20 protein-coding genes are annotated in these 21490 nt (G+C 39.5%); 7 read left to right on the forward strand and 13 right to left on the reverse strand.

What is annotated here, in order from left to right; genetic code table 11:
- The 6 genes from B4N75_RS07055 to B4N75_RS07080 form a co-directional block, all read right to left on the reverse strand.
- The coding region (locus B4N75_RS07055; protein WP_296667264.1) for a methyl-accepting chemotaxis protein at positions 1–1960 on the reverse strand (1960 nt) is incomplete at its 3' end.
- 26 nt (positions 1961–1986) lie between these two features.
- Positions 1987–2352, reverse strand: a complete 366-nt coding sequence (locus tag B4N75_RS07060; RefSeq protein ID WP_296019127.1) for a response regulator — start codon at positions 2350–2352, stop codon at positions 1987–1989.
- A gap of 71 nt (positions 2353–2423) precedes the next feature.
- Positions 2424–3626 (reverse strand): protein-glutamate methylesterase/protein-glutamine glutaminase, encoded by a 1203-nt coding sequence (locus B4N75_RS07065; RefSeq protein ID WP_296019132.1) that lies wholly within the window; start codon positions 3624–3626, stop codon positions 2424–2426.
- Positions 3627–3713: 87 nt separating this feature from the next.
- Entirely contained in the window at positions 3714–4568 is an 855-nt protein-coding gene (locus B4N75_RS07070) for a CheR family methyltransferase (protein WP_296019142.1), read from the reverse strand.
- Positions 4568–6688 (reverse strand): chemotaxis protein CheA, encoded by a 2121-nt coding sequence (locus B4N75_RS07075; RefSeq protein WP_296667262.1) that lies wholly within the window; start codon positions 6686–6688, stop codon positions 4568–4570. The genes B4N75_RS07070 and B4N75_RS07075 overlap by 1 nt, the downstream gene beginning before the upstream one ends.
- Positions 6681–7013, reverse strand: a complete 333-nt coding sequence (locus B4N75_RS07080; RefSeq protein ID WP_296019159.1) for an STAS domain-containing protein — start codon at positions 7011–7013, stop codon at positions 6681–6683. Before B4N75_RS07080 ends, B4N75_RS07075 begins: the two co-directional genes overlap by 8 nt.
- A gap of 112 nt (positions 7014–7125) precedes the next feature.
- On the opposite strand from B4N75_RS07080, the gene B4N75_RS07085 reads away from it, so the two are divergent.
- Positions 7126–7629 carry a chemotaxis protein CheW gene (locus B4N75_RS07085; RefSeq protein WP_296667259.1) on the forward strand — a complete coding sequence of 168 codons (504 nt, stop codon included), beginning with the start codon at positions 7126–7128 and terminating at the stop codon, positions 7627–7629.
- A 10-nt stretch (positions 7630–7639) separates the two neighbouring features.
- On the opposite strand, the gene B4N75_RS07090 is transcribed toward B4N75_RS07085, so the two are convergent.
- Genes B4N75_RS07090 through B4N75_RS07100 form a run of 3 tightly spaced genes read right to left on the reverse strand, consistent with a single transcriptional unit; the run spans position 7640 to position 10997 of the window.
- Positions 7640–8239 (reverse strand): chemotaxis protein CheD, encoded by a 600-nt coding sequence (locus B4N75_RS07090; RefSeq protein ID WP_296019177.1) that lies wholly within the window; start codon positions 8237–8239, stop codon positions 7640–7642.
- Between the two features lie 8 nt (positions 8240–8247).
- Complete coding sequence (locus B4N75_RS07095; RefSeq protein ID WP_296667257.1) at positions 8248–9963, reverse strand: hypothetical protein; 1716 nt, start codon at positions 9961–9963, stop codon at positions 8248–8250.
- 35 nt (positions 9964–9998) lie between these two features.
- Positions 9999–10997 (reverse strand): P-loop NTPase, encoded by a 999-nt coding sequence (locus B4N75_RS07100; protein WP_296667255.1) that lies wholly within the window; start codon positions 10995–10997, stop codon positions 9999–10001.
- A gap of 61 nt (positions 10998–11058) precedes the next feature.
- Between B4N75_RS07100 and B4N75_RS07105 the strand changes: the two genes are divergently transcribed.
- Both B4N75_RS07105 and B4N75_RS07110 read left to right on the forward strand, forming a co-directional pair.
- A complete protein-coding gene (locus B4N75_RS07105; RefSeq protein WP_296019195.1) occupies positions 11059–11688 on the forward strand; it encodes a tetratricopeptide repeat protein in 630 nt (209 codons plus the stop codon).
- A 193-nt stretch (positions 11689–11881) separates the two neighbouring features.
- Positions 11882–12520, forward strand: coding sequence for an RpiB/LacA/LacB family sugar-phosphate isomerase (locus tag B4N75_RS07110; RefSeq protein ID WP_296019197.1), 639 nt, complete (start codon positions 11882–11884; stop codon positions 12518–12520).
- A 131-nt stretch (positions 12521–12651) separates the two neighbouring features.
- Here the strand turns inward: B4N75_RS07110 and B4N75_RS07115 are convergent, their stop codons facing one another.
- The 3 genes from B4N75_RS07115 to B4N75_RS07125 all read right to left on the reverse strand — a co-directional run bounded on the left by B4N75_RS07115 (position 12652) and on the right by B4N75_RS07125 (position 15198).
- Positions 12652–13695, reverse strand: a complete 1044-nt coding sequence (locus B4N75_RS07115) for a GGDEF domain-containing protein (RefSeq protein WP_296706992.1) — start codon at positions 13693–13695, stop codon at positions 12652–12654.
- A gap of 47 nt (positions 13696–13742) precedes the next feature.
- A complete protein-coding gene (gene rlmB, locus B4N75_RS07120) occupies positions 13743–14522 on the reverse strand; it encodes a 23S rRNA (guanosine(2251)-2'-O)-methyltransferase RlmB (RefSeq protein WP_296667252.1) in 780 nt (259 codons plus the stop codon).
- Positions 14523–14697: 175 nt separating this feature from the next.
- Positions 14698–15198: a YchJ family protein gene (locus B4N75_RS07125; protein ID WP_296667250.1), complete on the reverse strand. Its 501-nt coding sequence runs from the start codon at positions 15196–15198 to the stop codon at positions 14698–14700.
- Positions 15199–15515: 317 nt separating this feature from the next.
- Here B4N75_RS07125 and ptsP point away from each other — a divergent pair, with 317 nt between their 5' ends.
- Genes ptsP through B4N75_RS07145 form a run of 4 tightly spaced genes read left to right on the forward strand, consistent with a single transcriptional unit; the run spans position 15516 to position 20595 of the window.
- Positions 15516–17210, forward strand: a complete 1695-nt coding sequence (gene ptsP, locus B4N75_RS07130; protein ID WP_296706994.1) for a phosphoenolpyruvate--protein phosphotransferase — start codon at positions 15516–15518, stop codon at positions 17208–17210.
- 11 nt (positions 17211–17221) lie between these two features.
- Positions 17222–18796 carry a ribosome biogenesis GTPase Der gene (gene der / locus B4N75_RS07135; protein WP_296706996.1) on the forward strand — a complete coding sequence of 525 codons (1575 nt, stop codon included), beginning with the start codon at positions 17222–17224 and terminating at the stop codon, positions 18794–18796.
- Positions 18797–18813: 17 nt separating this feature from the next.
- Positions 18814–19134, forward strand: coding sequence for a MerR family transcriptional regulator (locus tag B4N75_RS07140; protein WP_296019215.1), 321 nt, complete (start codon positions 18814–18816; stop codon positions 19132–19134).
- A gap of 33 nt (positions 19135–19167) precedes the next feature.
- Complete coding sequence (locus tag B4N75_RS07145) at positions 19168–20595, forward strand: small ribosomal subunit Rsm22 family protein (RefSeq protein WP_296706998.1); 1428 nt, start codon at positions 19168–19170, stop codon at positions 20593–20595.
- 49 nt (positions 20596–20644) lie between these two features.
- Here B4N75_RS07145 and B4N75_RS07150 read toward each other — a convergent pair.
- Positions 20645–21490, reverse strand: an 846-nt coding sequence (locus tag B4N75_RS07150) for a TrmH family RNA methyltransferase (RefSeq protein ID WP_349675705.1), incomplete at its 5' end; no start/stop codon positions are given.

Raw genomic sequence — 21490 nt, forward strand, 5'->3', positions numbered from 1 at the left:
TTTTTTCTTCAACTACCTTTTTTTCAGCAGAATTTTCAAATTCAGTTTTGTCTTCCTTTTTCTGTTTTTTTTGCTCTTCCGTTTTTTCTACAGAATTTTTAAGTATTTCTTCGGTTTCTGCCACATTTTGATTAAACTCGTCCGGAGTTTTAAAGAATGCAATCGTCTGAACAAGTTTATGTGCTTCAGAACTGAGTTCTTCCGCCATAGCAGCCATTTCTTCGGCAGCACTTGCATTTTGCTGAACAACGCTGTCAAGCTGAACAATTGCCGTAGAAACCTGCTGCGCTCCGTTATCCTGCTCACGGCTTGCTGTAGCAATTTCCTGAATAAGCATTGAAGTTTCTTCGATTGAAGGAACCAGCCCGCCAATCATTTTTCCTGCGTTTTCTGCAGTTGCCAAAGTATGAACAGAAATTTTACTGATTTCTGCGGCAGATGCCTGTGTGCGTTCTGCAAGCTTTCTAACCTCGCTTGCAACAACCGCAAAGCCTTTTCCAGCATCTCCTGCTCTAGCAGCTTCAATTGCAGCGTTAAGAGCAAGCATATTTGTCTGTCCGGCAATGTCTTCGATTACCCCGATTTTTTCAGAAATTGTTTTTACAGCTTCTACAGCCTCGTTTACGGCAAGACCTCCAGCCTCACTGTCTGCATTCGTTTTTGCGGCAATTTGGCTTGTTTTTGTCGCGTTATCAGCCGTCTGACGAATATTGCTCGTCATCTGCTCCATTGTTGCGCTCATTTCTTCGGTAGAAGCGGCCTGTTCACTTGCCCCGGAAGAAACAGCCTGGCTCGAAGAAGAAAGCTGTTCACCGCCTGCACGAACGTTCATTGCGGCTTCGCGCACAGACTGAATAGTTTTTATAAGCGAGGTAACCATGTTCGAAAGCGCAATGCTCATATCACAAAGTTCATCTTTACGCTTTCTGAGTTTTTCAACAAGCTTTAAATCTTTTTCCTTTATAACAAGATCTCCGTTCGAAATGCTTGCAAGCGCATCACGTATGCTATTGAGCGGTTTTGAAATTGATGAGGCGTAAATCCATGAAATAACCACTGAACCTACAACAAAAATCAGAGTTACTACAAACATAAGGATTTTCATCATATCAACGGAACTCATAAACGCTTTTTCTGGAACCATAATTGAAAATGCCCAGTCTGTCGAAATTTTTTCATCTCCAATTGAAGAGTAAGCGGTGTAATACTTTTGGCCGTGAAATTTTATTTTTTCAATATCAGATTCACCATTCATCATCTTTTTGCTAATAGTGGCAAGACTTTTAAAAATGTTATTTTCCACTGAAAGCGCTTCGAAAGTTGAGTTGCTGCCTTTTGCGGCCGCAATGGTATTTGCAATCAAAATTCCGTCTTTTCTGTTGATTATAAAAGATTCTGTCCCCTTAACAAAATCCATATCTTCCGTAAACTCGTCCAAAAGACTTGTATCTGTCTTCATTGCAAGAATTCCAGAAATATTGTCTTTTTCGTCACGCAGAGGAACTGCAAAATAAAGCGCAAGCGCGCCCGTCGTTTTTGCAATTACAGGACCGTCAACTGAAGGCTTTCCGTTTATAGCCTGTTTAAAATACTCGCGTTCACTAATCTCGCATCTGTTTCCGTTCGATGTATATCCGTGTCCATCCTTGTCTGCCAAAACAAAATAATTTGCTCCAGAAAAATTCTTTTCAGAACCTTTTAAAATAAGAGCTTTTTCTCTTATAGAGAGGTTTGAGCGTAAATCTTCGCGGGTTGCAAGAGCCTTTACAACATCAAGATTTGCTTGAATTTCTTCAACTATAAGTTCTTTTGTCGTATAAATAAGAGCGCTTATTCCATGATTTGATGTAATATCTACTGCATCGCTGGCAAAAAATATTGAAATTCCAGCTAACGAAATTCCTAAAAATACTGAAACAAGTGCTACAAATCCGGTAACTGCATGGCGAATACTTTTCATAAAGACCTCTCACTAAAAGACATTTTCTATCCGATTATTTTTTTGACTATGGCAATAAGTTTTTCTGAAGTAAATGGCTTTACAATCCAGCCTGTAGCTCCTGCAGCCTTGCCTTCTTCCATTTTCGACGATTGATTTTCTGTTGTAAGGGCGATTATCGGCGTAAATTTATAACCGTTGGTATTTCTGAGTTCTTTTGTAAACTCAATTCCGTCCATATTCGGCATATTTATATCTGTGATGATTAAATTGAATTTATCAGCCTTTGCCTTTGCCAGTCCGTCAACTCCATCCTCGGCTTCTACAATTTCATAGCCTTCCTGACCCAAAATAAAAGAAATACTCTTCCTTATAGAAACAGAATCATCAACTGCAAGAATTTTTTTCGACATATTTAGTTCATCTCCTTAAGTTGCAATACAAACTTATTTACATTCTACCATTTAATTACTCATTTTCTGTTTTAATAACACGTTTTTATATGATTAAAATTCATATGCATAATTTTTGCTTTTGTGCAGACTTCTTCCGCGATTTTGTCCAAAGGCAGCACTTTATCGACGGCTCCGGCTTTTACGGCTTCGCCCGGCATTCCCCAGACAATGCTTGTTTTTTCGTCCTGGGCAATATTGTAGGCTCCGGCGTCGTGCATTTCCTTCATTCCGTGAGAACCATCGTCTCCCATTCCGGTCATTATTACGCCGATTGCATTTTTTCCGGCATATCGCGCAGCAGAACGAAAAAGAACATCGACAGAAGGCCTGTGCCTTGTTACAAGGGGACCATCTTTTATTTCAACAAAGTATGAATTTCCTTCTCTCTTTAAAAGCAGATGACTGTTTCCTGGAGCAATCAAAACCGTTCCAACTTTTACAACATCGCCGTTTGCAGCTTCTTTTACGGTGACTTTTGAAAGTCTGTCCAATCTTTCGGCAAAAGCCTGTGTAAAGTGCTCTGGCATATGCTGAACAACGACCATTCCAGGACAATCTTCCGGCAAAGCGCCCAAAAAGTCTTTTAAAGCCTCAGTTCCGCCTGTACTTGCGCCAACCACGACAACTGGCTCAGAAACTCCGAGAGAATTTGCAATCTGAATATCAGGCTTTTTCATAATAACATCGGCGGTATACTTCGGTTCAACAGACCGCCTTTGAATGTCGTTTTCTGCAAGGTTAAAAACTTCCTCGTTTTTTTGAACAGATGATTTTTTTACAGCAGAAGAATGTGACATCGCCTGAGAAGGAATCAGCTGCTTGATTTTTCCAGTGCAGCTGTATGCAGATTTTACCGCATCGCAAAGACGAATTTTTGACTCTTCGAGAAACTGTTTTGTTTGAAAAGACGGCTTTAAAATAACTTCGCATGCACCTAGATCATAGGCCTTTAACTCTTCCGGAGAATTATTTTTTACGAGTGCAGAACAGATTACGATTGGGATCGGGTCAATTGTTTCATTCATCTTTCGCAAAAAAGTAAGTCCGTCCATCCGGGCCATTTCAATGTCGGAAATAATTACGTCTGGGCGTTCATTTTGAAGCATGTGAACAGCAACAATCGGATCAGTAGCTGTTCCAATTACATGAATTTCTGGATCTGTTTCAAGAACCTGCGACAAGGTCTGTCTTACGAGCGAAGAATCGTCAATTACCAAAACTTTTATAATCATTTTTTTTGTCCGTTTTTTGTCAGGAAAAAATTCAAATTCTGCGCTTATTCACAAAACCGAATTTAAGCCCGCCTATTTTTACTTTTTTTACTCTTTTTTAAAAATTGTCGGTCCAACCGTTTTTAACGGCAACTCCATTCCGAAAACCGTCTCCGAATGTCCGAGAAATAAGTATCCTCCCGGAACTAAATGCTGCAAAAGTTTGCGGATTACGCTCTCCTGAGTTGCTTTGTCAAAATAAATCAACACATTCCGGCAGAAAATCGCATTTTTTTGAGTGGTTTTTGGATAAACCGAATCCATAAAATTCAGCCTTTCAAAAACAACTTTTTCACGAATTTGCGGTTTTAAACGCACGCAAGGATTTGTTAAATCTTTGCTTTTAAAAAAATATCGTTTTTTTAAGTCATAGCTCAAACTTTCTACTTCCGACATCGGATAAACCGCATCAAGCGCCTTATCCAAAACTTTTGACGAAATATCCGTTGCAAGAATTGAATAATCTTCTATTTTGCCTGGATTTTTTCTCATAAACTCCTGCAAAACAATAGAAAGCGTGTAAGGTTCCTGTCCGCTTGAACATCCCGCCGACCAAAGTTCAATTTTTTTTTCATTTTTTTGTGCAAGTTCTGGAAGAACAACATTGGTTAAATACTCAAAATGCACATTTTCCCTAAAAAAATTTGTCAGGTTCGTCGTAACCGCATTTATCATAAGAGCAATTTCTTCATTTCCTTCCGGAGTGTTTGAAAAAGCAAATTTTAAATAGTCGTCAAAATTGTTCATTTTTAGGCTTTTTAAGCGGCTTGCAAGGCGGGACTGAACCATAAGCCGTTTTTCGTCCGGCATTTTTATTCCAACATTTGTATGAATAAATTTGGAAAGTTTATGAAACTGAGAATCTGTCAGCTCTGCAGGAGCAAAAAATCCAATTTCGCACATTATTTTTTTCCTGTTTCTTTTGAATTGACTAAATCAGCCAATTTATAGACATCGAGAATTAGAGCTACAGAACCATCTCCCAAAATTGTCGAATTGCTTATGCCAAGACAATTCTGGTAAAGTTTTCCAAGAGGCTTGATTACGGTCTGATGACTCCCCAAAATTTTATCGACAATAATTCCGACCTGCCCTTCTTGAGAATTTATTGTAACAACTTCTTTCTTCTTTAAATATGATTCTGGAATCTTAAAAAATTTCCGCAAATCAATGCAAGGAATGTCTTTTCCGTGAACAAGCGTATGAGGAAAAAGAGTTTCGGCTTTTTTGCCAGTCTGTTCAAAAAAAAGACATTCAGAAATCGTACTTACAGGAATTATATACTTTGTGTTTCCTACTTGAGTGAGCATTCCGTCGATAATTGCAAGCGTAAGCGGAATTTTTAGAATAAAACTTGTGCCTTTGTTCGGTTTTGACTCAATCGAAACTGAGCCTCCAAGCGAGAGCACGTCTTTTTTTACAACATCAAGGCCGACGCCACGGCCTGAAATATTTGAAACCTGTTTTGCAGTCGAAAATCCCGGCTGAAAAATAAGATGAAAAATTTCCGATTCAGAGATTTTCTCCTCTTCCGAAATCAATTTTTTTTCTATTGCTTTTTTTCTGATCGCCTCTTTATCCAGGCCTTTTCCATCGTCAGAAATAGTAATTACTACCGCTCCAGTCTGATGTTTTGCTGAAAGAGTTACAGTTCCCTTAGGATTTTTTTTGTTTGCAATTCTCTCAACAGGAAGTTCAATTCCGTGGTCTACAGAATTTCGGATTAAATGAAGAAGCGGATCGTTGAGTTTTTCAACAACAGTCTTATCAAGTTCAGTTTCTGCTCCTTCAATAACCAAATCAATCTGTTTTCCGAGCTGTTCAGCAAGATCACGAACAGTGCGGCGGAATCTTGTAAAGAGCGTTCCAATTGGCAGCATCCGAATTTCGAGGGAAGTGTCTCGCAAAGAAACCGCAAGCCGCGAGCTCTGCTCGCTCAAATTTTTTAAAACAGGCAAATCTTTTTCTATTGCAAGCTGCTCAAGACGCGCATTAAAAGTTACAAGTTCGCCAATTAAATCTACGAGAGAATCCAGTTTTTCAGAACTTACACGAATTGAACTCTGAGAAGGCGATGAGCCTGACACAGGATTTTCGCCGTTCATTGCCTTAAAATGCTGCTGTTCTGCCAAAGCCGACTTAATCTGCTGGTTAGAAACAAGCTGCTTTTCTACGAGAATCTGCCCAAGCTGCTTGTGTTCCTGCATAACCGAATCAATCTGGTTTTTAGAAACATCGTTTCGGTCAATGAGAATTTCACCAATTCTGTGATTTTCACCCGGATTCAATTCGATTTTTTCGACGGTGAATGAAGATTCATTGTCCAAAAAAATAAAAACATCTTTAATATCATTTTCCGTTTTTTGTGTCGTAAGAATTATATCCCACGAAAAATAACATTCTTCTGCGTTAAGCTTTGAAAGTTCCGGCAAAGAATCATAAAAAGAAACGACAGTCGCATTTCCCATTTCTGAAAGTTCTTTGACCAAAAGCTCAGGGCGAGTTCCGTTCTGCATAACTTTTTTGCTTGGTCTAAATTTTATTCGGTAAGTCGAATCCGGTTCTTTTGGTTTTGCGGCAGGATTTTGCTTTTGGGAAGGATTTCCGGTCAAATTTGCCGCATCTTCTGAAACAGTTCCGCCATTTCTAGCAACGTAAGTTTTAAAAGCAAGAATTAAAGTTTGCGAGGTCTGCATGATTTCCGGCGTAATTTCCTGGCCGGCATCGAGCATAAAGCGAATATGATCGCGAGCTTTGAGCAGCAAATCTATAAGTTCATTTGAAACAGGAACAATCCCGTTTCGAACCTGATCCATTGCGGACTCGGCTTCGTGCGTAAATTCAGAAATTGAATTAAATCCGAACATTGCCGATGAGCCTTTTATTGTGTGCATCGCCCTAAAAACAGCGCTTATTGTTTCTGAATCGGCAGGATTTTCCTCAAGCGTCAAAAGCTGTTCTTCGAGATTGTCCAAAAGTTCATTTGCCTCTTCAAGAAAAACTGAGCTGATTTGTTCAAGCATTTTTACTCTCCTCCGATTTTGATTCTGTTTTGTCGATTAAATCTTCAAAAGAAACTCCGCAGCCACAAACGTATTCTAAAATTGCAGGAGGAATATTGTCCTTTAACAAAAATTTTTTCTTCTTGGCATCAGCTTCTTTTTTTGCGGCCAAAATCAATTGAATTCCCGAAAGATCAATATCTTCAAGCTCACTTAAATCAATAAAAACAAGCGGATTTTCGTCTATCGCTTTTTGCAGTTCGATCTTTAGCTTCTCAGCAGATTCAATCCCGGCAGTTTCCGTCCATTTTATAATATTTGATTTTTTTTCTTTTTTTGCAGCCAAACTAAGCTCCCCAAAGCAATTTCTATCATTTACAAGAGAATTCTAAAAATTTCAAATTTTGCAAATTTTCTTGTATAATAATTCTATCGTCAGTTTTAGGAGACGTCAAATTATGAATGAAAGTCATTTTTCTACAGAATCGTTTTTTTCGTTCAATTTAAAAGATGAAATGTTTTCTCTTCCAGTCAAGTATGTAAAAGAAGTTTTTGAATTTGAAACAATCACTCCAATTCCAAATTCCTTGCCTTACTTAAAAGGCGTGATGAATGTGCGTGGCGGAGTGGTTTCAATTGCCGATTTGCGTAAGTTATTTGGTCTTGAAGTTTCTGACGATTTAACGGGAACTCAGGTAATCATAATGGAAATTCCTCAAAAAAACGAAAAACCGGTCTTGCTTGGAATTCTCGCCGACAAAGTTGATGTCGTGAGCCGGCTCAACATAATTCAAGCCGACTCAAAAGACTATGGAATAAAAGAAGGCCAGGATTTTGTAAAATCGGTTGCGCGCCGTGAAGAATCTTTTATTTTGATTTTAAATCCAGAAAAAATTCTTTCATATATCGAGGCCGATGTCGAAAAAGCATTTGAAGAAGTTTCTAAAAAAGCTAATTTTTAGCTTTAAAATTTTACAAGCCTTTTGCAAGACGGTTTAATTCTGCAAGGTATTCCAGATATTTTTGCTCTTTAGATTTTATGAAATCCTCATCGTCCGGATTGTGCGAATCTATGTGCTTTAAAAATACTTTTGAGTTAACCGGATCAAAAAAAATCTTCCGTGGCAAATTTCCGCCAGTGTCAGAACTTTTTATCTCAACGTTGTGAGATTTTAAATATTCGAATGCAAAATCAATATTTGCAGCCCCGACAAGAGATCTTCCGCTCTGAGGCTCAGAAGAATTAAATATATTTCCTCCGCCAAATACTTTTGCAAAGCATCTTTTTAACAATGCGCCTTTTTTTTCCATGTCGGCAACAAGCATCTCAACTGCGTATTCTCCAAAACGGCCCAAACGTCTGTCCTGAGAACCGTCAATATCCAAATTAGTGTCCCTTGCAAGCATAAAATGATTCATTCCGCCGACTTTTGCAATCGGATCAAAAAGGGCAATGCTTACACATGACCCCAAAACAGTGGAGATCATCTCAGGGCCTGTCGAAGACCAATATTCTCCAGGATAAAGAGTAACAATATTTCTATTAAAATGAAGGTCAAAATAGCGGTTCATGTAAAAAATTAGAAGAAAGTGATTTCTCCCTGCTCTGCTCCATGTTCAATTTCAAAACCGCCGATCTTTCCGGCTGCTTCTTTATGAGCCGTAATCGTAAAATGATTTATAATTTCGCTAAATTTTGAATTTTTTATGTTCCATTCAGAAATATTTTTCGCTGCAAAAAGTCTTGAACGCACAGACGAAAGCTCTTTTACCTGCTCAGACAAATCGTCGCGGCATTTTTTTAATTTAAGGTTCAGATTGTTTATTCCAGAAAGATCTTCCGCCACGAGTCTGCATTTTTCGTCAAAACCTTCAGGGAAAACATCAAAATGAGCGATTATTTCGTAAAGGTTTTTCTGTGTAATCTGAAGCTCATCAAAAAACTCAGTTTTTTCTTTGCGCAAATCCATCATGCTCTGATTGTCTTTTGTAATAGAATTGTTAAATTCAACAAGAAGATTCGATGCTTCGTGAATAAATACAGACAAAAGTTTTTCCATAGAATCGAGAGACAAGTTTGAAGAGTTAATCAAGTTGTCCATGTCCGTTACAGAATCTTTTACCTGTTTTATCGCTTCGTTTTTTGCAACTTCAATCTGCTGCAAAATGCGCACGTGATGCAGTCTGCTCATAACAGGGCGAAGATTTCCAAAAACCGTGTACATTGTGCGAGCTTTTTCGTTTATGCTCTGAGTTACGTGGAGCAAATCTTTCTGAACAAGATGATAACTGTTAAAACCGTCCATCATCTCCTTAAACCTGCCGATTACCGCAGAAAGGCGAGCTGCAATATTTTCTTCGCTTCCAGAAGTTTCGTCCAAAAAACGGGCCGAAAAATTATTTTTTTGAGATTTAATTGATTCAAGTTTTTCTGTTACATCGTTCCATTTTTCGTCAAACTCGACAAAGCCTTTAGAAACATAATTTATAATATCGCTCAAAACATCGACGCAAAGTTCATAAAGCGCAATGTTAAAGCAAACCGAATCAAGTTCTTCATCGCTTCCAGGAACTTCTGTCTGAGTTTTTACTTCCTTAAGGCAGGCTGTCACGTGTTCAAGTCCCTGGCGAATAATATCCTGAAGCTGCAAATTTTCCATCGCTTTCTGAATCGGAGGATAAATCAACTCAATGTCGCCGTCCATTGCCGAAAGAGGAGCAGAAATCGAACTGATGATTGACTCAATTTTCTGAGAACCTGCGTTTCCGCTTGTCGAAACATTTTCCTGCGAAGCCAAAATTCCAGAAAAAATATCCTTAAGTTTATTTATGTGTTCAATAAGCTGTTTTTCTTCCGCCAAAAGCTGGTCAGAATACTGGAACATATCGTTAGAAAGACGCTGCAAATTTTCCGTAATACGGCTGAATGCCTGGCCTTTTTCGCCTGATTTTATCGAAATTACCATTGCATTCAAGGCAATAAGCTCCATTTGTTCAGAATCTTCTTTTACGCCGGCAATAAATTTGTCGAGCTCCGAGAGAGTTTCGATTTTGCTGTTGAGCTGGTCGAGAAAAGGTTTGTATTTATCTTGTGAATTGCTAAAAACTTCTTTTTCTGCCGCAGTCGATTTTTCGTTATTTTCGCTTAATTCTTTAATAACCGCCTGTAAATTTCTAAGCGAAGGGCTTATTTCTTTATTCAAAAGCGATGGAAATAAATTTCCCAAATCCAAAAAATATTTTTGAGATAAATCGCTGGTTTCTTTTACTGAATCTAAAATAAGCTGTAAATCCATTTGTTTTGCTCCCATTAAAATTACCGCGTCAGCATCTATTTTTCTGCCGATGCAGCCGTAAATTCTTTATCAAGAATCTTTAAATCCTTATCTTTCGAAATATCATCTGCCTCAAAACCGTTGAGTTCGTTGTATCTGTAAGAGTGAATCATAATTCTTTCCGCAGAAGTTTCAATTCCCCTCACAAAACCAGAACCCGGATTTGCAAGTGCCAGAGGCTTTCTCAAGGCAACTGAAAAACTCACCTGTTCGTCTTTTGGCAAAAAACCGACAAAATCCATATTTATGCCAAGTTTTTTTTGAATAAGCGAACGCAATCTCTTTGCCATTTCTAAATCGGCAGAATTTTGTCCTTGGTTGAATATAACTTGCGGTCTATATTTTAAAAGCTCTGTTTTTGCAGATTTTCCGGTCTCTGGAAAATTTTTGCAGATTTTTTTGACAAGTTCAACAAAATCCGCATCGCTGCCAGTTTCCGCACTTTTCAAATACCCGTTTATAAATTCCCTTTCCGGACTCTTTGCCTTAAACTGCCTCATAAAGAACCGGAAAACCGCCGCCTTCAAAAAACTGTACGCATTCAAAATCGAAGTCAATTCGGGCGTTGTTACCAAAAGCGAATTATATGTGAGCAGAAAAAAGTCCAGAGTGTTATAAGTTGTTCCAGCTCCCAAATCCAAAATTACATAATCTGCTTCCTGAGCGTTAAGAGCCTTTATGATCCTGCGTTTTGACGAATTGTCCATATTTGCAGTTCCTGGATACATACAGTCGCCCGCAATAAACTTCAAACCGGGAATCTGCGTTTCTTGCAAAAGAGAAGAAAAATCTTCAGTCTGACGATAAATAAAATTGCCAAGACCGGCGCGATTGTTTTTTAAGCCGAGCAAAGTATGCAAATTCGCTCCGCCAAAATCCAAATCCGCAAGAATAACATTTTTTCCTTTTTGAGCCAGAACTGTCGCAAGGTTTACAGCATAGGAACTTTTTCCGACGCCACCTTTTCCGCTGGCAATTGGTAACAAATTAGTCATTTCATTCAATTATAAAGTGCCGATGTTGATTTTACAATTGCAAAACTGTTATTCTTACCTTATGTTAAAAAAATTAAGAAAAATTTTTATTTCAAGCGCTATTCTTTTTAGTCCTGTTTTATTTTTTTCGTGCACAAAGCCTGGAGATTCAAGCGTACAGCAGGCAGTCACCGCTTACGGAGCCGGAAAATATGACCAGGCGCTCGAACTTTTTAACGAAGCTCTCGAAAAACAGACCCGCTATTCCGATGAATTGATTTTTGCCTTTATTTCAAACATTTATTCAGCTAAAGAGGATTTTGAGAACGCGGCAATCTGGATGGAAAAATCACTCGAAAAAAAACCGGATTACCGGAATTACGTTACACTCGGAATGGACTGGCAAACCTTAAAAAATTACCAAAAAGCCGAAGAAGCCTACAAAAACGCCATCAAAATGAACGAACAAAAAGGCGAAGGATGGGCAAGTCTGGGCATGCTCTACCTCGAAGAAGGAAACTCCCTCGAAAAATCAATCGAAAGCCTTAAAAAAGGCGCAGAGTTCGCGCCGAAAATCGCCGTAATCCACGCATATCTCGGAGTCGCATACTTAAAAAACGGCCAAAATGACCTTGCCGAACAAGAATTTGCCCTCGCCAAGGAGCTAAAATGCGAAAATCTCGAGCAGATAAAAGAAAAATTTCTAAAATAAGGGCGGCTTTTTGCTTTGCAAAAACCAGGCTTTCCGCAGTTCCGCTCTTCGCTGCATCCGGCAAAAGCCGGACGCTTCGCGCTGCTCCAATCCTTGCCGCAAAATTAAAATTACAAAATTCCAATTCCATTGATGAAATTTTTCATTTTTTTTGTTAGACTCAATCTGTTATAAAAAAATTGTGAGGTTCAATATGAAAATTGCTCTTATCAACGAAAATTCTCAGGCTGCAAAAAACGCAGTTATTTTTAATGCGCTCAAAAAAGTTGCCGACGCACATGGTTTTGAAGTTGTAAACTACGGAATGTACAGTGCAGACGACAAAGCACAGCTCACTTACGTTCAAAACGGAATTCTGGCAGCAACACTCCTCAACTCAAAGGCAGCTGATTTTGTCGTAACAGGATGTGGCACTGGCGAAGGAGCAATGCTCGCGCTTAACAGTTTTCCTGGCGTAATCTGCGGACACGTTGCAAGCCCTCTCGATGCCTACACTTTTGCACAAATTAACGACGGAAACGCAATTTCACTTCCATTTGCACTCGGTTTTGGCTGGGGCGGAGATTTAAATCTCGAATATATTTTTGAAAAACTTTTTTCAGAAAATTTCGGCGGCGGTTATCCAAAAGAACGCGCAGTTCCAGAACAGCGCAACAAAAAAATTCTTGACGGCGTGCGCGAAGCCGCATTCAAGCCATTTACAGAAATTCTCGAATCTCTCGACAAAGAACTCGTAAAAGGAGCATTTGCCGGCGAAAAATTCAGCGACCTCTTCTTCAAAGACTGCAAGGACGACAAAATCGCCGAAACAGTAAAAAAATTTTTAAACTAAAACCCAGCCTACTAATCCGGCAAACAGACGTAAATCTTGCAGACATTCTGTTTGGACTCTATTTTTAAAGCATGATTTACGTCAACAAAAACCTGTTATTCTTTTCAAAATTTGACATTCAACAAACTAAATTATTCCAAAACAAATCTGCCGCTGTTATAGAGCATTTCCAAAACTTTAGCTGTCGTAATGTAAATGTCCATTTCGCTGTGCTGCCAAATTCGCTTTATGGTCGAGTCAACACGAAGAATAACAAGCTCTCCATCTTCCGCCTTTGCAATTTTGCAGGCAAAAGCCGCCTTTATCCGCTGAGCAGAATACTGGCTGGCAAGTTCGGTTTGATTAGACGAATTTAGAGCTTCAAGCTGATTAACATAAAAAAAATCCGCCGGGGCGTTCATTGCGTGGTCAACAAGCGACAAGTCAATCGGCAAAAAATCCTTTGTGCGCGACAGCTTATGAACTTTTTCAAAATAGATTTTATCGCCTTTTTGAATACAAATATGATCAGCCATAAAGTACGAACTCAAAAAATTAAAGAGCATTTTTATGCCTGTATCCAGTTTTTCAATTTTCGTAAGCATTCTAAACACGTTAAAATGCAGATACATTGAGCTTTGCGAGCGATCTTTTTCGGTTTTCAGTTCAATATTTGCGTGTTTTTCCGGCAGATAGATTATAAAACAGTTTCTGCCTTTGTTTTTTCCGCGATACAAAGCCTTGTCGGCAGTTTCCAGCAAGCCTTCGTAAGTTGAATCATCTTCAGGAAAGCGGCTTATCCCCATAGTTATTGTCACATAAAGCCCAAGAAAATCCTTGATTTCGTTTGAATTCATAAAATTCATGAGCTTGTGGGCATTTTCCCAAACTTCCTTATAATCGGTTATTTCTGGAAAAACAATTAAAAATTCATCTCCGCCAAAGCGTCCTACAAAACCTTTACCTTCAATAACTTTTTTAATTCTTTCTGCAACTTCAATCAGAACTTTGTCGCCTGTAATATGCCCGTAAGTGTCGTTTACGTATTTAAAATTATCAATATCTACGATTGCAAGAGAAAACGGGATTCCCTCTGCAACCATAAAATTTACGTAATCAACGACTACATCCCGCGTATAAAGCTTTGTAAGGCTGTCGGAAGATTTTTCGTCTTCAAATAAAAAGTTAGGCCTCATATTTATCTTATTATAATGCAGTTTCTTTTTAACGCAAAAACATTTTATTAAATTTTCTGACGATAAACTTCATACAAAAGCACGCCAGCCGCAACAGAAACATTCAGACTGTCAATTTTTCCGCAAGTTGGAATCGAAACAACTGAATCGCACTGCTCTTCCAAAAGACGTGCAATTCCTTTTCCCTCGCTTCCCATTACAATGCAGGTTTTTGCAGGAAAATTTAATTTTGTAATATTTTCTCCGCCAGCATCTGCCCCGTAAACCCAAAATCCAGCGTCTTTTAACTGCTGAACCGCACGGACAAGATTTGTTACAACGCTGACAGGAACGTAAGCACTGGCGCCAGCAGAAGAACGGGCGATAATTTCGTTATCAGAAAAATCGTTTGCGCTGTGACGGGCAGGCATTACGACAAGACTTGCACCAAACTGGTCGCAGGAACGAATTATTGCGCCAACATTGTGCGGATCGGTTACACTGTCCAAAACAATTACAGTCTGTTTTTCATTTTCCAGGGCTTTTGAAGAAGCAATCCAGCTGTCAAAATCAACATCATTTTCAGCTTTTTCAGAAGCGCCTTCGACAACCATTACGATTCCACGATGATCACGCGCAACTTCCGGCAAAACTTTTACCAGCGAGTCGAGAGCATTTTTGTCGGTATTTATAACCGGAATTCCGGCTTTTTTTGCGCTTTCGAGAATTTTTTTTATGCGCGGGCCAGTCTTTGCAAGCTGAAGAGAAAGCCCGTCGATTTTTCCGCTGTCAAGAGCACGGCGAACTTTTTCTTCAATCGCATGAAAACCCGTAACAATCTGTGCCATTCTATCTTCCTTCTACGACAAAAGAACCGCCCAATAAGCTCTAAATGCCATTGCCGTGCTTGACGCTGCGATGTTTCTGAAAAAAACTCGGCTAACAATCTCTAAATGATTGTAAATATTTAGATTTTCAGACAAGCCCGAAAATAGCAGAAAAAATACTTTTGGGACATTCCTTTTAGCGGCCGCAACATTTCTTATATTTTTTTCCACTTCCGCATGGACAAGGGTCATTGCGGCCGATTTTTTTTCCTTCGCGGACCACCGTCATAGGTTTTACATCGCCTACTTCGTAAAGCCATTTTCCATTCACTTTTTTAAAGTAAGCATTTTCGTGATGAATTTCGTTCAAATGATTTTTGTCAGTATAAGATGCTTCAAATTCTACAAGACCCTCGTCATCAGCTTCCTGACCTTTCTGAGTGTTAAGAATTTTTAAACCGTGCCATGTAGATTCTTTTGACCACTGTTCAGTAGCCTTGCGGTCAATTTCAGCAATTTTTTCGCCTTCTTCGCAAGAATTGATAATAAAGTCAATTTCGTGCTTTACGTAAGAAGCATAGCGGGCGCGCATCAAACTTTCAGCAGTGGGAGCGTCTTTGCTTCCTTTAATAATAGGCTCACAACATTCAGCGTAAGTTTTACCAGAACCACAAGGGCACAAATCTTTATCTGCCATTAAAAAACTCCGTCGCCACAAAAATGCAGCGCAAAATAATTAAAATATAGAAAAGTATACCAAAAATTCCCCGCCGCTGTCGAGATTTTAAGGTTTCTTCTAATGTTTTTGGAGCGCAAACCGCCGTCAATCCGTCCACTGCGCAGTTCCGCTTTTCGCTCCATCCGCCAAGGCCGGACGCTTCGCGCTGCTCCGGCACGGGCTAGTTTTTTCCGGACAAAATTGCATTCAGCATTTTTTTATTCAAAAAGTTTTTTGCCGCAATTGCCGGAAAAACGTCATTTGACAGGCTTTATCCCGAAAGTTAAAATACAGTTATGAACGTTTTTTTAGGTGCTTCGGCTTCGTCTGGAATTGGCATTGGCAAGGCTTTTGTTGTTCCTGAAACCGTCAAGAGAGTTATTCCGCGCAAAAAAATAGAAGAATCTGACCACAACCAGCAATGGGCTCGTTTTGAAAAATCGCTTGCAAATGTTTCGACAGATATTTCTAAAAAAATCACCGAATCTAAAGACAATAAAATTCAAAATCAACTTTACGAAACTTATTTTTTAATGCTAAATGATCCTGAATTCATCAAAGAACTAAAAAAAGCGTTTTATTCACATTCGCTCAATATTGAATTCGTTCTCGACCGCCAGACAGCAAAATACGCAAAACAGCTTCGCTCAAGCGGAAACGACTATCTGGCAGAACGCGCCCTGGATATTTATGACATTTTTGGAAAAGTTTTGGACGATATGCTGGACTTTCATCCTTTTAACATCGAAACCGTTCCAAATGGAGCTGTAATTGTTGCAACTCAATTAAATCCGAGCGACACAATCATTCTTTCAAAACGAAAAATTGCCGGTCTTGCGCTGACCGAAGGCGGAATTTCAAGCCACGTTGGAATTTTGGCACGAAATTACGGAATTCCTGCTGTTTTTGCATTGGAGAACATTGCCTCTCAAATCGAAAACGGCGAAACTGTCGTTGTTGACGGCAACAATGCGGAAGTTTTTGCAAATCCGGACAATACTTCCCTTGAGAATTTTCAGAAAAAAATCGACGAAGAAAAAGCTCACAGGCTTATGCTCGAAAAATTCCGCAACATCGAAGCTCAGACAAAAGACGGCGTAAAATTTCACATTTACGCAAATATCGGAACTGTCGAAGAAGCAAAGCTCGCGCTTGAAGAAGGCGCGGACGGAATCGGCCTTTTTAGGACAGAATTTCTTTTTATGAGCGAAACAAACGGCGGGCGTTCAAGCCTTTTTGATGAAGAAGAGCAGTTCAAAGCGTACAAGCAGGTTTTGCAGATAATGAACGGCAAGCCAGTTACAATTCGCACACTGGACGCAGGGGGCGACAAGCTTATAAATTCGCCGGAAATTCACATTAACGAAGAAAAAAACCCGCTCATGGGACTTCGGGCAATCCGTCTCAGCCTTGAAAATCCAATGCAGCTAAAAACCCAGTTGCGCGCGCTTTACAGAGCAAGCGTTTTCGGAAATTTAAAAATTATGCTTCCGCTCATAACAGACGTTGAACAGGTAAAAAAAACTTTGGAAATTGCAGAATCAGTCCGAAATGAGCTTTCTGCCGAAAAAATCGAATTCAACCCGAAAGTTCCAATTGGAATTATGGTCGAAACCGCAGCGGCCGCTCTGACAGCAGACTGCCTTGCAAAAGTGAGCGACTTTTTTTCAATCGGCACAAACGACCTTACTCAATACACAATCGGCGTTGACCGCGAAAATGCTTCTGTTGCTCCGCTTTATGACGAATTTCATCTTGCTGTTCTCAGAATGATTCAAAACACAATAAGCGAAGCGGAAAAAGCCGGGATTGATGTTTCTGTCTGCGGCGAAATGGCGAGCCGAAAAACAAGTGCCCTTGTTCTTGCAGGAATGGGAATCCGAAATTTGAGCATGAGCCCGGCAATGATTTGCAAAATCAAAGAACTTCTCTCAAAATATACGATAAAAGAATTAAAAAGCATCTCGTCAAAACAACTTAATTCGTTGTAAAATAACGGTCTATGAAAAAAACTAAAAAATCAAAGCCGGACTTTTCAAAACCAAAGCCTCAGAAAATTGTGTCCGACGAACAAATTTTTAACGAAAATAACGATTTTTATTCATCGGAAAACGACTCTATTCAAAAAAACGAAGAAATTTCGGATTCAGAAACAGGCGATGAATTTGGTCAAAAAGATGAAAATGCAACCGAAGAATTAAAATTTTTTCCAGATAAATCATACATTAACCTTCCGACAGTCGCTATTGCCGGACGTCCAAACGTAGGAAAATCGACTCTCTTTAACCGTTTTATGCACAAGCGGCTTGCGATTGTCGATCCAACTCCAGGCGTAACCAGAGATCCTGTTGAAGGAACTGCCTTTATTGGCGGAAAACCTGTTCACCTTGTTGACACCGGCGGTTTTAAGCTTGACCGCGATTTAAAAAGCCGGGAATCCGAAATGGACGAACTTGTCGTTGAAAAATCACTTTCTGTAATAAAACGCGCAGACTTGATTCTTCTTTTGCTCGAAGCCGGAAAAATCACCGGAGAAGACGAGGAATTTATTCACCTTTTGCGGCCATATTGGAACAAAGTTGTAGTTGCCGTGAACAAATGCGAAGGCGGTTCTGGCGAAAACATCAGCTGGAATTATCTTCAGTACGGTTTTAATGAACTGCTTTTTATTTCGGCAGACCACGGCGACCACATAACAGAACTTGCAAAGGCAATTACAAGCCACCTCGATTTTTCTGAGGTAAAGGAAGGAATCGAAGAGCCTGTAATCAAAATCGCAATCGTCGGAAAACCAAATACTGGAAAATCAACGCTTTCAAACCGCCTTACGAACACTCAAAATTCAATTGTTTCTGACTATGCAGGAACGACACGCGATGTTGTTGAAGGAAGTTTTACCTGGGGCAAACGAAAATTTGAAGTTCTTGATACAGCAGGAATCCGGCGAAAAGCAAAAGTAAAGCAAAACGTTGAATATTATTCTGTAAACCGCGCAATAAAAACTCTGGACGAATGCGACATTGTTTTTTTGATGATTGACGCTGAACAGGGACTCGCTGACCAGGACAAAAAAATCTGTTCACTCGCATACGAACGCGGCCGTGGAATTATCTTTGTTTTGAATAAATGGGACTTAAAAGAGCAGACAAAAAAAGTCTACAAGGATACTGTTGATTACATTCAATATATGTTCGGACAAATGCAGTTTGCTCCAATTCTGCGCCTTTCCGCTTTAACCGGCGATGGAATTAAAGAGTTGATGGAAACAACAGTACGCCTTTATAAGCAGCTTACGACAAAAATCGAAACTTCTGCCCTGAACAAGGCTTTGGACGACTGGCTTTTCCGTTATCCGCCTCCGGCAAGCAAGGCAATCCACTTTAAAATCCGCTATATGACGCAAACAGGAACAAATCCGGTTTCGTTCAGAATTTTTGCAACAAGTCCTGACAACGTTCCGGAAAGCTACGTAACTTACTTAAAAAACAGGATTCGTGAAGATTTAGGTTTTGACCAGATTCCAGTCATGCTCGAAATGAAATCTAGCCGAAAACGCTGGGAAAATCGGTTTGAATAAAAATCAAAGGAAAGTTTGTGACATATTCAATCGGCGAAGCTGAGGAGCTTACAGGCATAAAATCTCATATTCTGCGTTATTGGGAAGAAGTAATTCCCGGCTTTGCTCCAAAAAAAGATTTGGGCGGACGAAGGATTTACACAGAACGAGATATTGACTTGATTCTCCGGTTAAAATATCTCATAAACGAACGAAAATTTACAATTGAAGGCGCTCGGGATGAAATTTTGCGGGAAACAATGGATTACGACTCAAAAGCCGAAATTCTCGATTCAATCCGGCAAATTCGTTCCGAATTAAGTCAAATGTATATGATTATCCGAAAATACAGAAAATAACCGGGCAAAAAAAATCAAAATCAGGAAGATTTTATGAAAAAAGAAGAAGCAAAATGGTATGAAAAAGCTTCCGGCAAAAAACAGCATAAAGCCGAAAATTCTGCAAAATTCGCCGCAAAAAATGAATTAAAAAAACAGCGCAAAGAAGAAAAGGCGCAGAAAAACGACGCGAAAACTGAAGATAAAAAAATTCCGCAAAAAAAAGCGAATATTGAAAACCGCAGAAAAAACAATTTTTCTCAAAATAAAAGTTCAAAAACCGTTTCAATGTTTGAATTAAAAAACATTCCAGAAGATTCACTCGAAATTCTTAAAAATTTCGGAAAAATCGTTGCTGATACCAGAAATCTTTCGCCAAAACAGCAGGTTCTTCTTCCAAAACAGATAAAAAATTTAAGCCACCAGCTCACCGACGACAGAAACAGCCGCCGTCTCGGCTACATGAACGACGCTTCTCAGCTTTCTGCGTATATTTCTTATTTTATGTGGTGGAATTTAATTCGCCTTACAAGACTTTTTGCAAATTTTCCAAAAAACGCTTTCAACCTAAAAGAAGAAGATGTTTGTCTTGACCTTGGTTCCGGGCCTCTAACTGTTCCTTGTGCGCTTTGGCTTGCAAGACCGGAACTGCGCTCAAAAAAACTGACTTTTTATGTTTTGGATTTAAGCCAGGGCGCTCTTTCTGCCGGAGAAGAAATTTTTCTTTCGATTGCGGCAAAAACCCTGACAGAAGACCAAAATCCGTGGAAAATTGTCCGCGTCAAAGGCGCAGTTGGGACTCAAATAAAACAAAAACCTTCCCTTATAACCTGCGCAAACGTATTCAATGAACTTGCCCAGACAAACGAAATGCCTCTGGATTTTCTTGCAAAAAACTATACAAACGACATACTAAAGTATTTTGATAAAGAAACAAATTCGGCTCAGACAATTTTGCTTATTGAACCGGGCGATCCACGCTCGGCAAGGCTTGTAAGCTTGATGCGCGATTCGTTTATCCGAAAAAATTTTATGCCTTTAAGTCCATGTCCGCATATTCACGTATGCCCAATGGCAGGAAGGACTTCTTCCAATCCTGGCGGAAAATGGTGCAACTTTGCTTTTGACACAGCAGACGCCCCGGAAGAGCTTTTACGATTTTCTAAAAATGCAAATTTGAAAAAAGAGCGTGCTTCTTTGAGCTATGTTTTGGTCAGCAAAGAAAAAAATCCAATGGCAGAAGAAAAACCGTCTCAAAATGATTCTGAAAATCTAAAACTGAGAATTGCCTCGGACTTTATAAAACTCCCCGAAATCCGCAAATCCGCATATTACTGCTGTTCAGAAATTGGACTTGTTCTTGCGGTTGATAAAACAAATATCCGCCCCAAAAACGGAGATTTGCTTTCTGTAAAACGGCCAAAATCTTTAGAAAATGCAGATTATGATAAAAAATCTGGAGCGATAATTCTAGAAATTTAAAAAGTTTTTTTTAGTACACGAATTGCGGTTCAGTCAAAAACTCCAAAAATCATTTTTTTTCCAGAGATTCGACCCATTTTTGCATAAGAATTCCAAAAGCAACTCCAACATTCAAACTGGCTTTAAGACCTTTCATTGGAATTGTCACCCGGCCGTACGATGCTTTTTTGAGCGCTTCCGGGCTTACTCCAAGCTCTTCCGAACCGATTATGCAAATTCCTTTTTTGGGAAATTTAAATTCTTCGAGCGGAGTTCCGCCAGTTTCGAGGACAAAAATCGGAATATCGTTTTTTTGGGAATATTCGTCGAGTTCATCAAGGCTTTTTTTCTGCCAGCCGAGAGTTTCAATACAGCCCATGCCGCTTCGCACTGCTTTTGGATGGTCAGGCGGAACGCACATTGGACTTACAAAAACATTTTCCGCACCCATTGCCTCTGCCGTTCTAAAAATTGAACCAAGATTGAACGGAGAACGAATATCTTCCGCATAAACGCTCACGCCCTCAAAAAAATCTCTCTGCTTTACAATTCCATTTTCGTCAAAAACTTCAGAATGGGGCGCAATAATCAAATCCCACTCTGCCGGAAAAGTTCCAATTATTTTAAGCATTGTGTTGCGGGCAAGATTGCAAGAGCGTTTTTCATTAAAAGGAATTTCTTTGAGCGCATTTTCTAAGATTTTTGCGTCATCAGAAGGCATTTGCGGATCTTTTAAGCAAATTTCGACAATTTTTTTTACGTAGTCTGCGCGGGCAATAGACTTATAAGAATATTCGTTGCCTTTTTCAGGAACTCCATCAATATCGCGTTCCAAAGCGCCGAGAGTGAGCGCAAGTTTTCTGCGTTTTTGTCCGCCTTCAAGCTGTGTTAATTTTCCAGGATCAATCATTTTTTT

Origin of the sequence: Treponema sp. UBA7570 (assembly GCA_002477955.1) — a bacterium.
GTDB lineage: Bacteria > Spirochaetota > Spirochaetia > Treponematales > Treponemataceae > Treponema_D.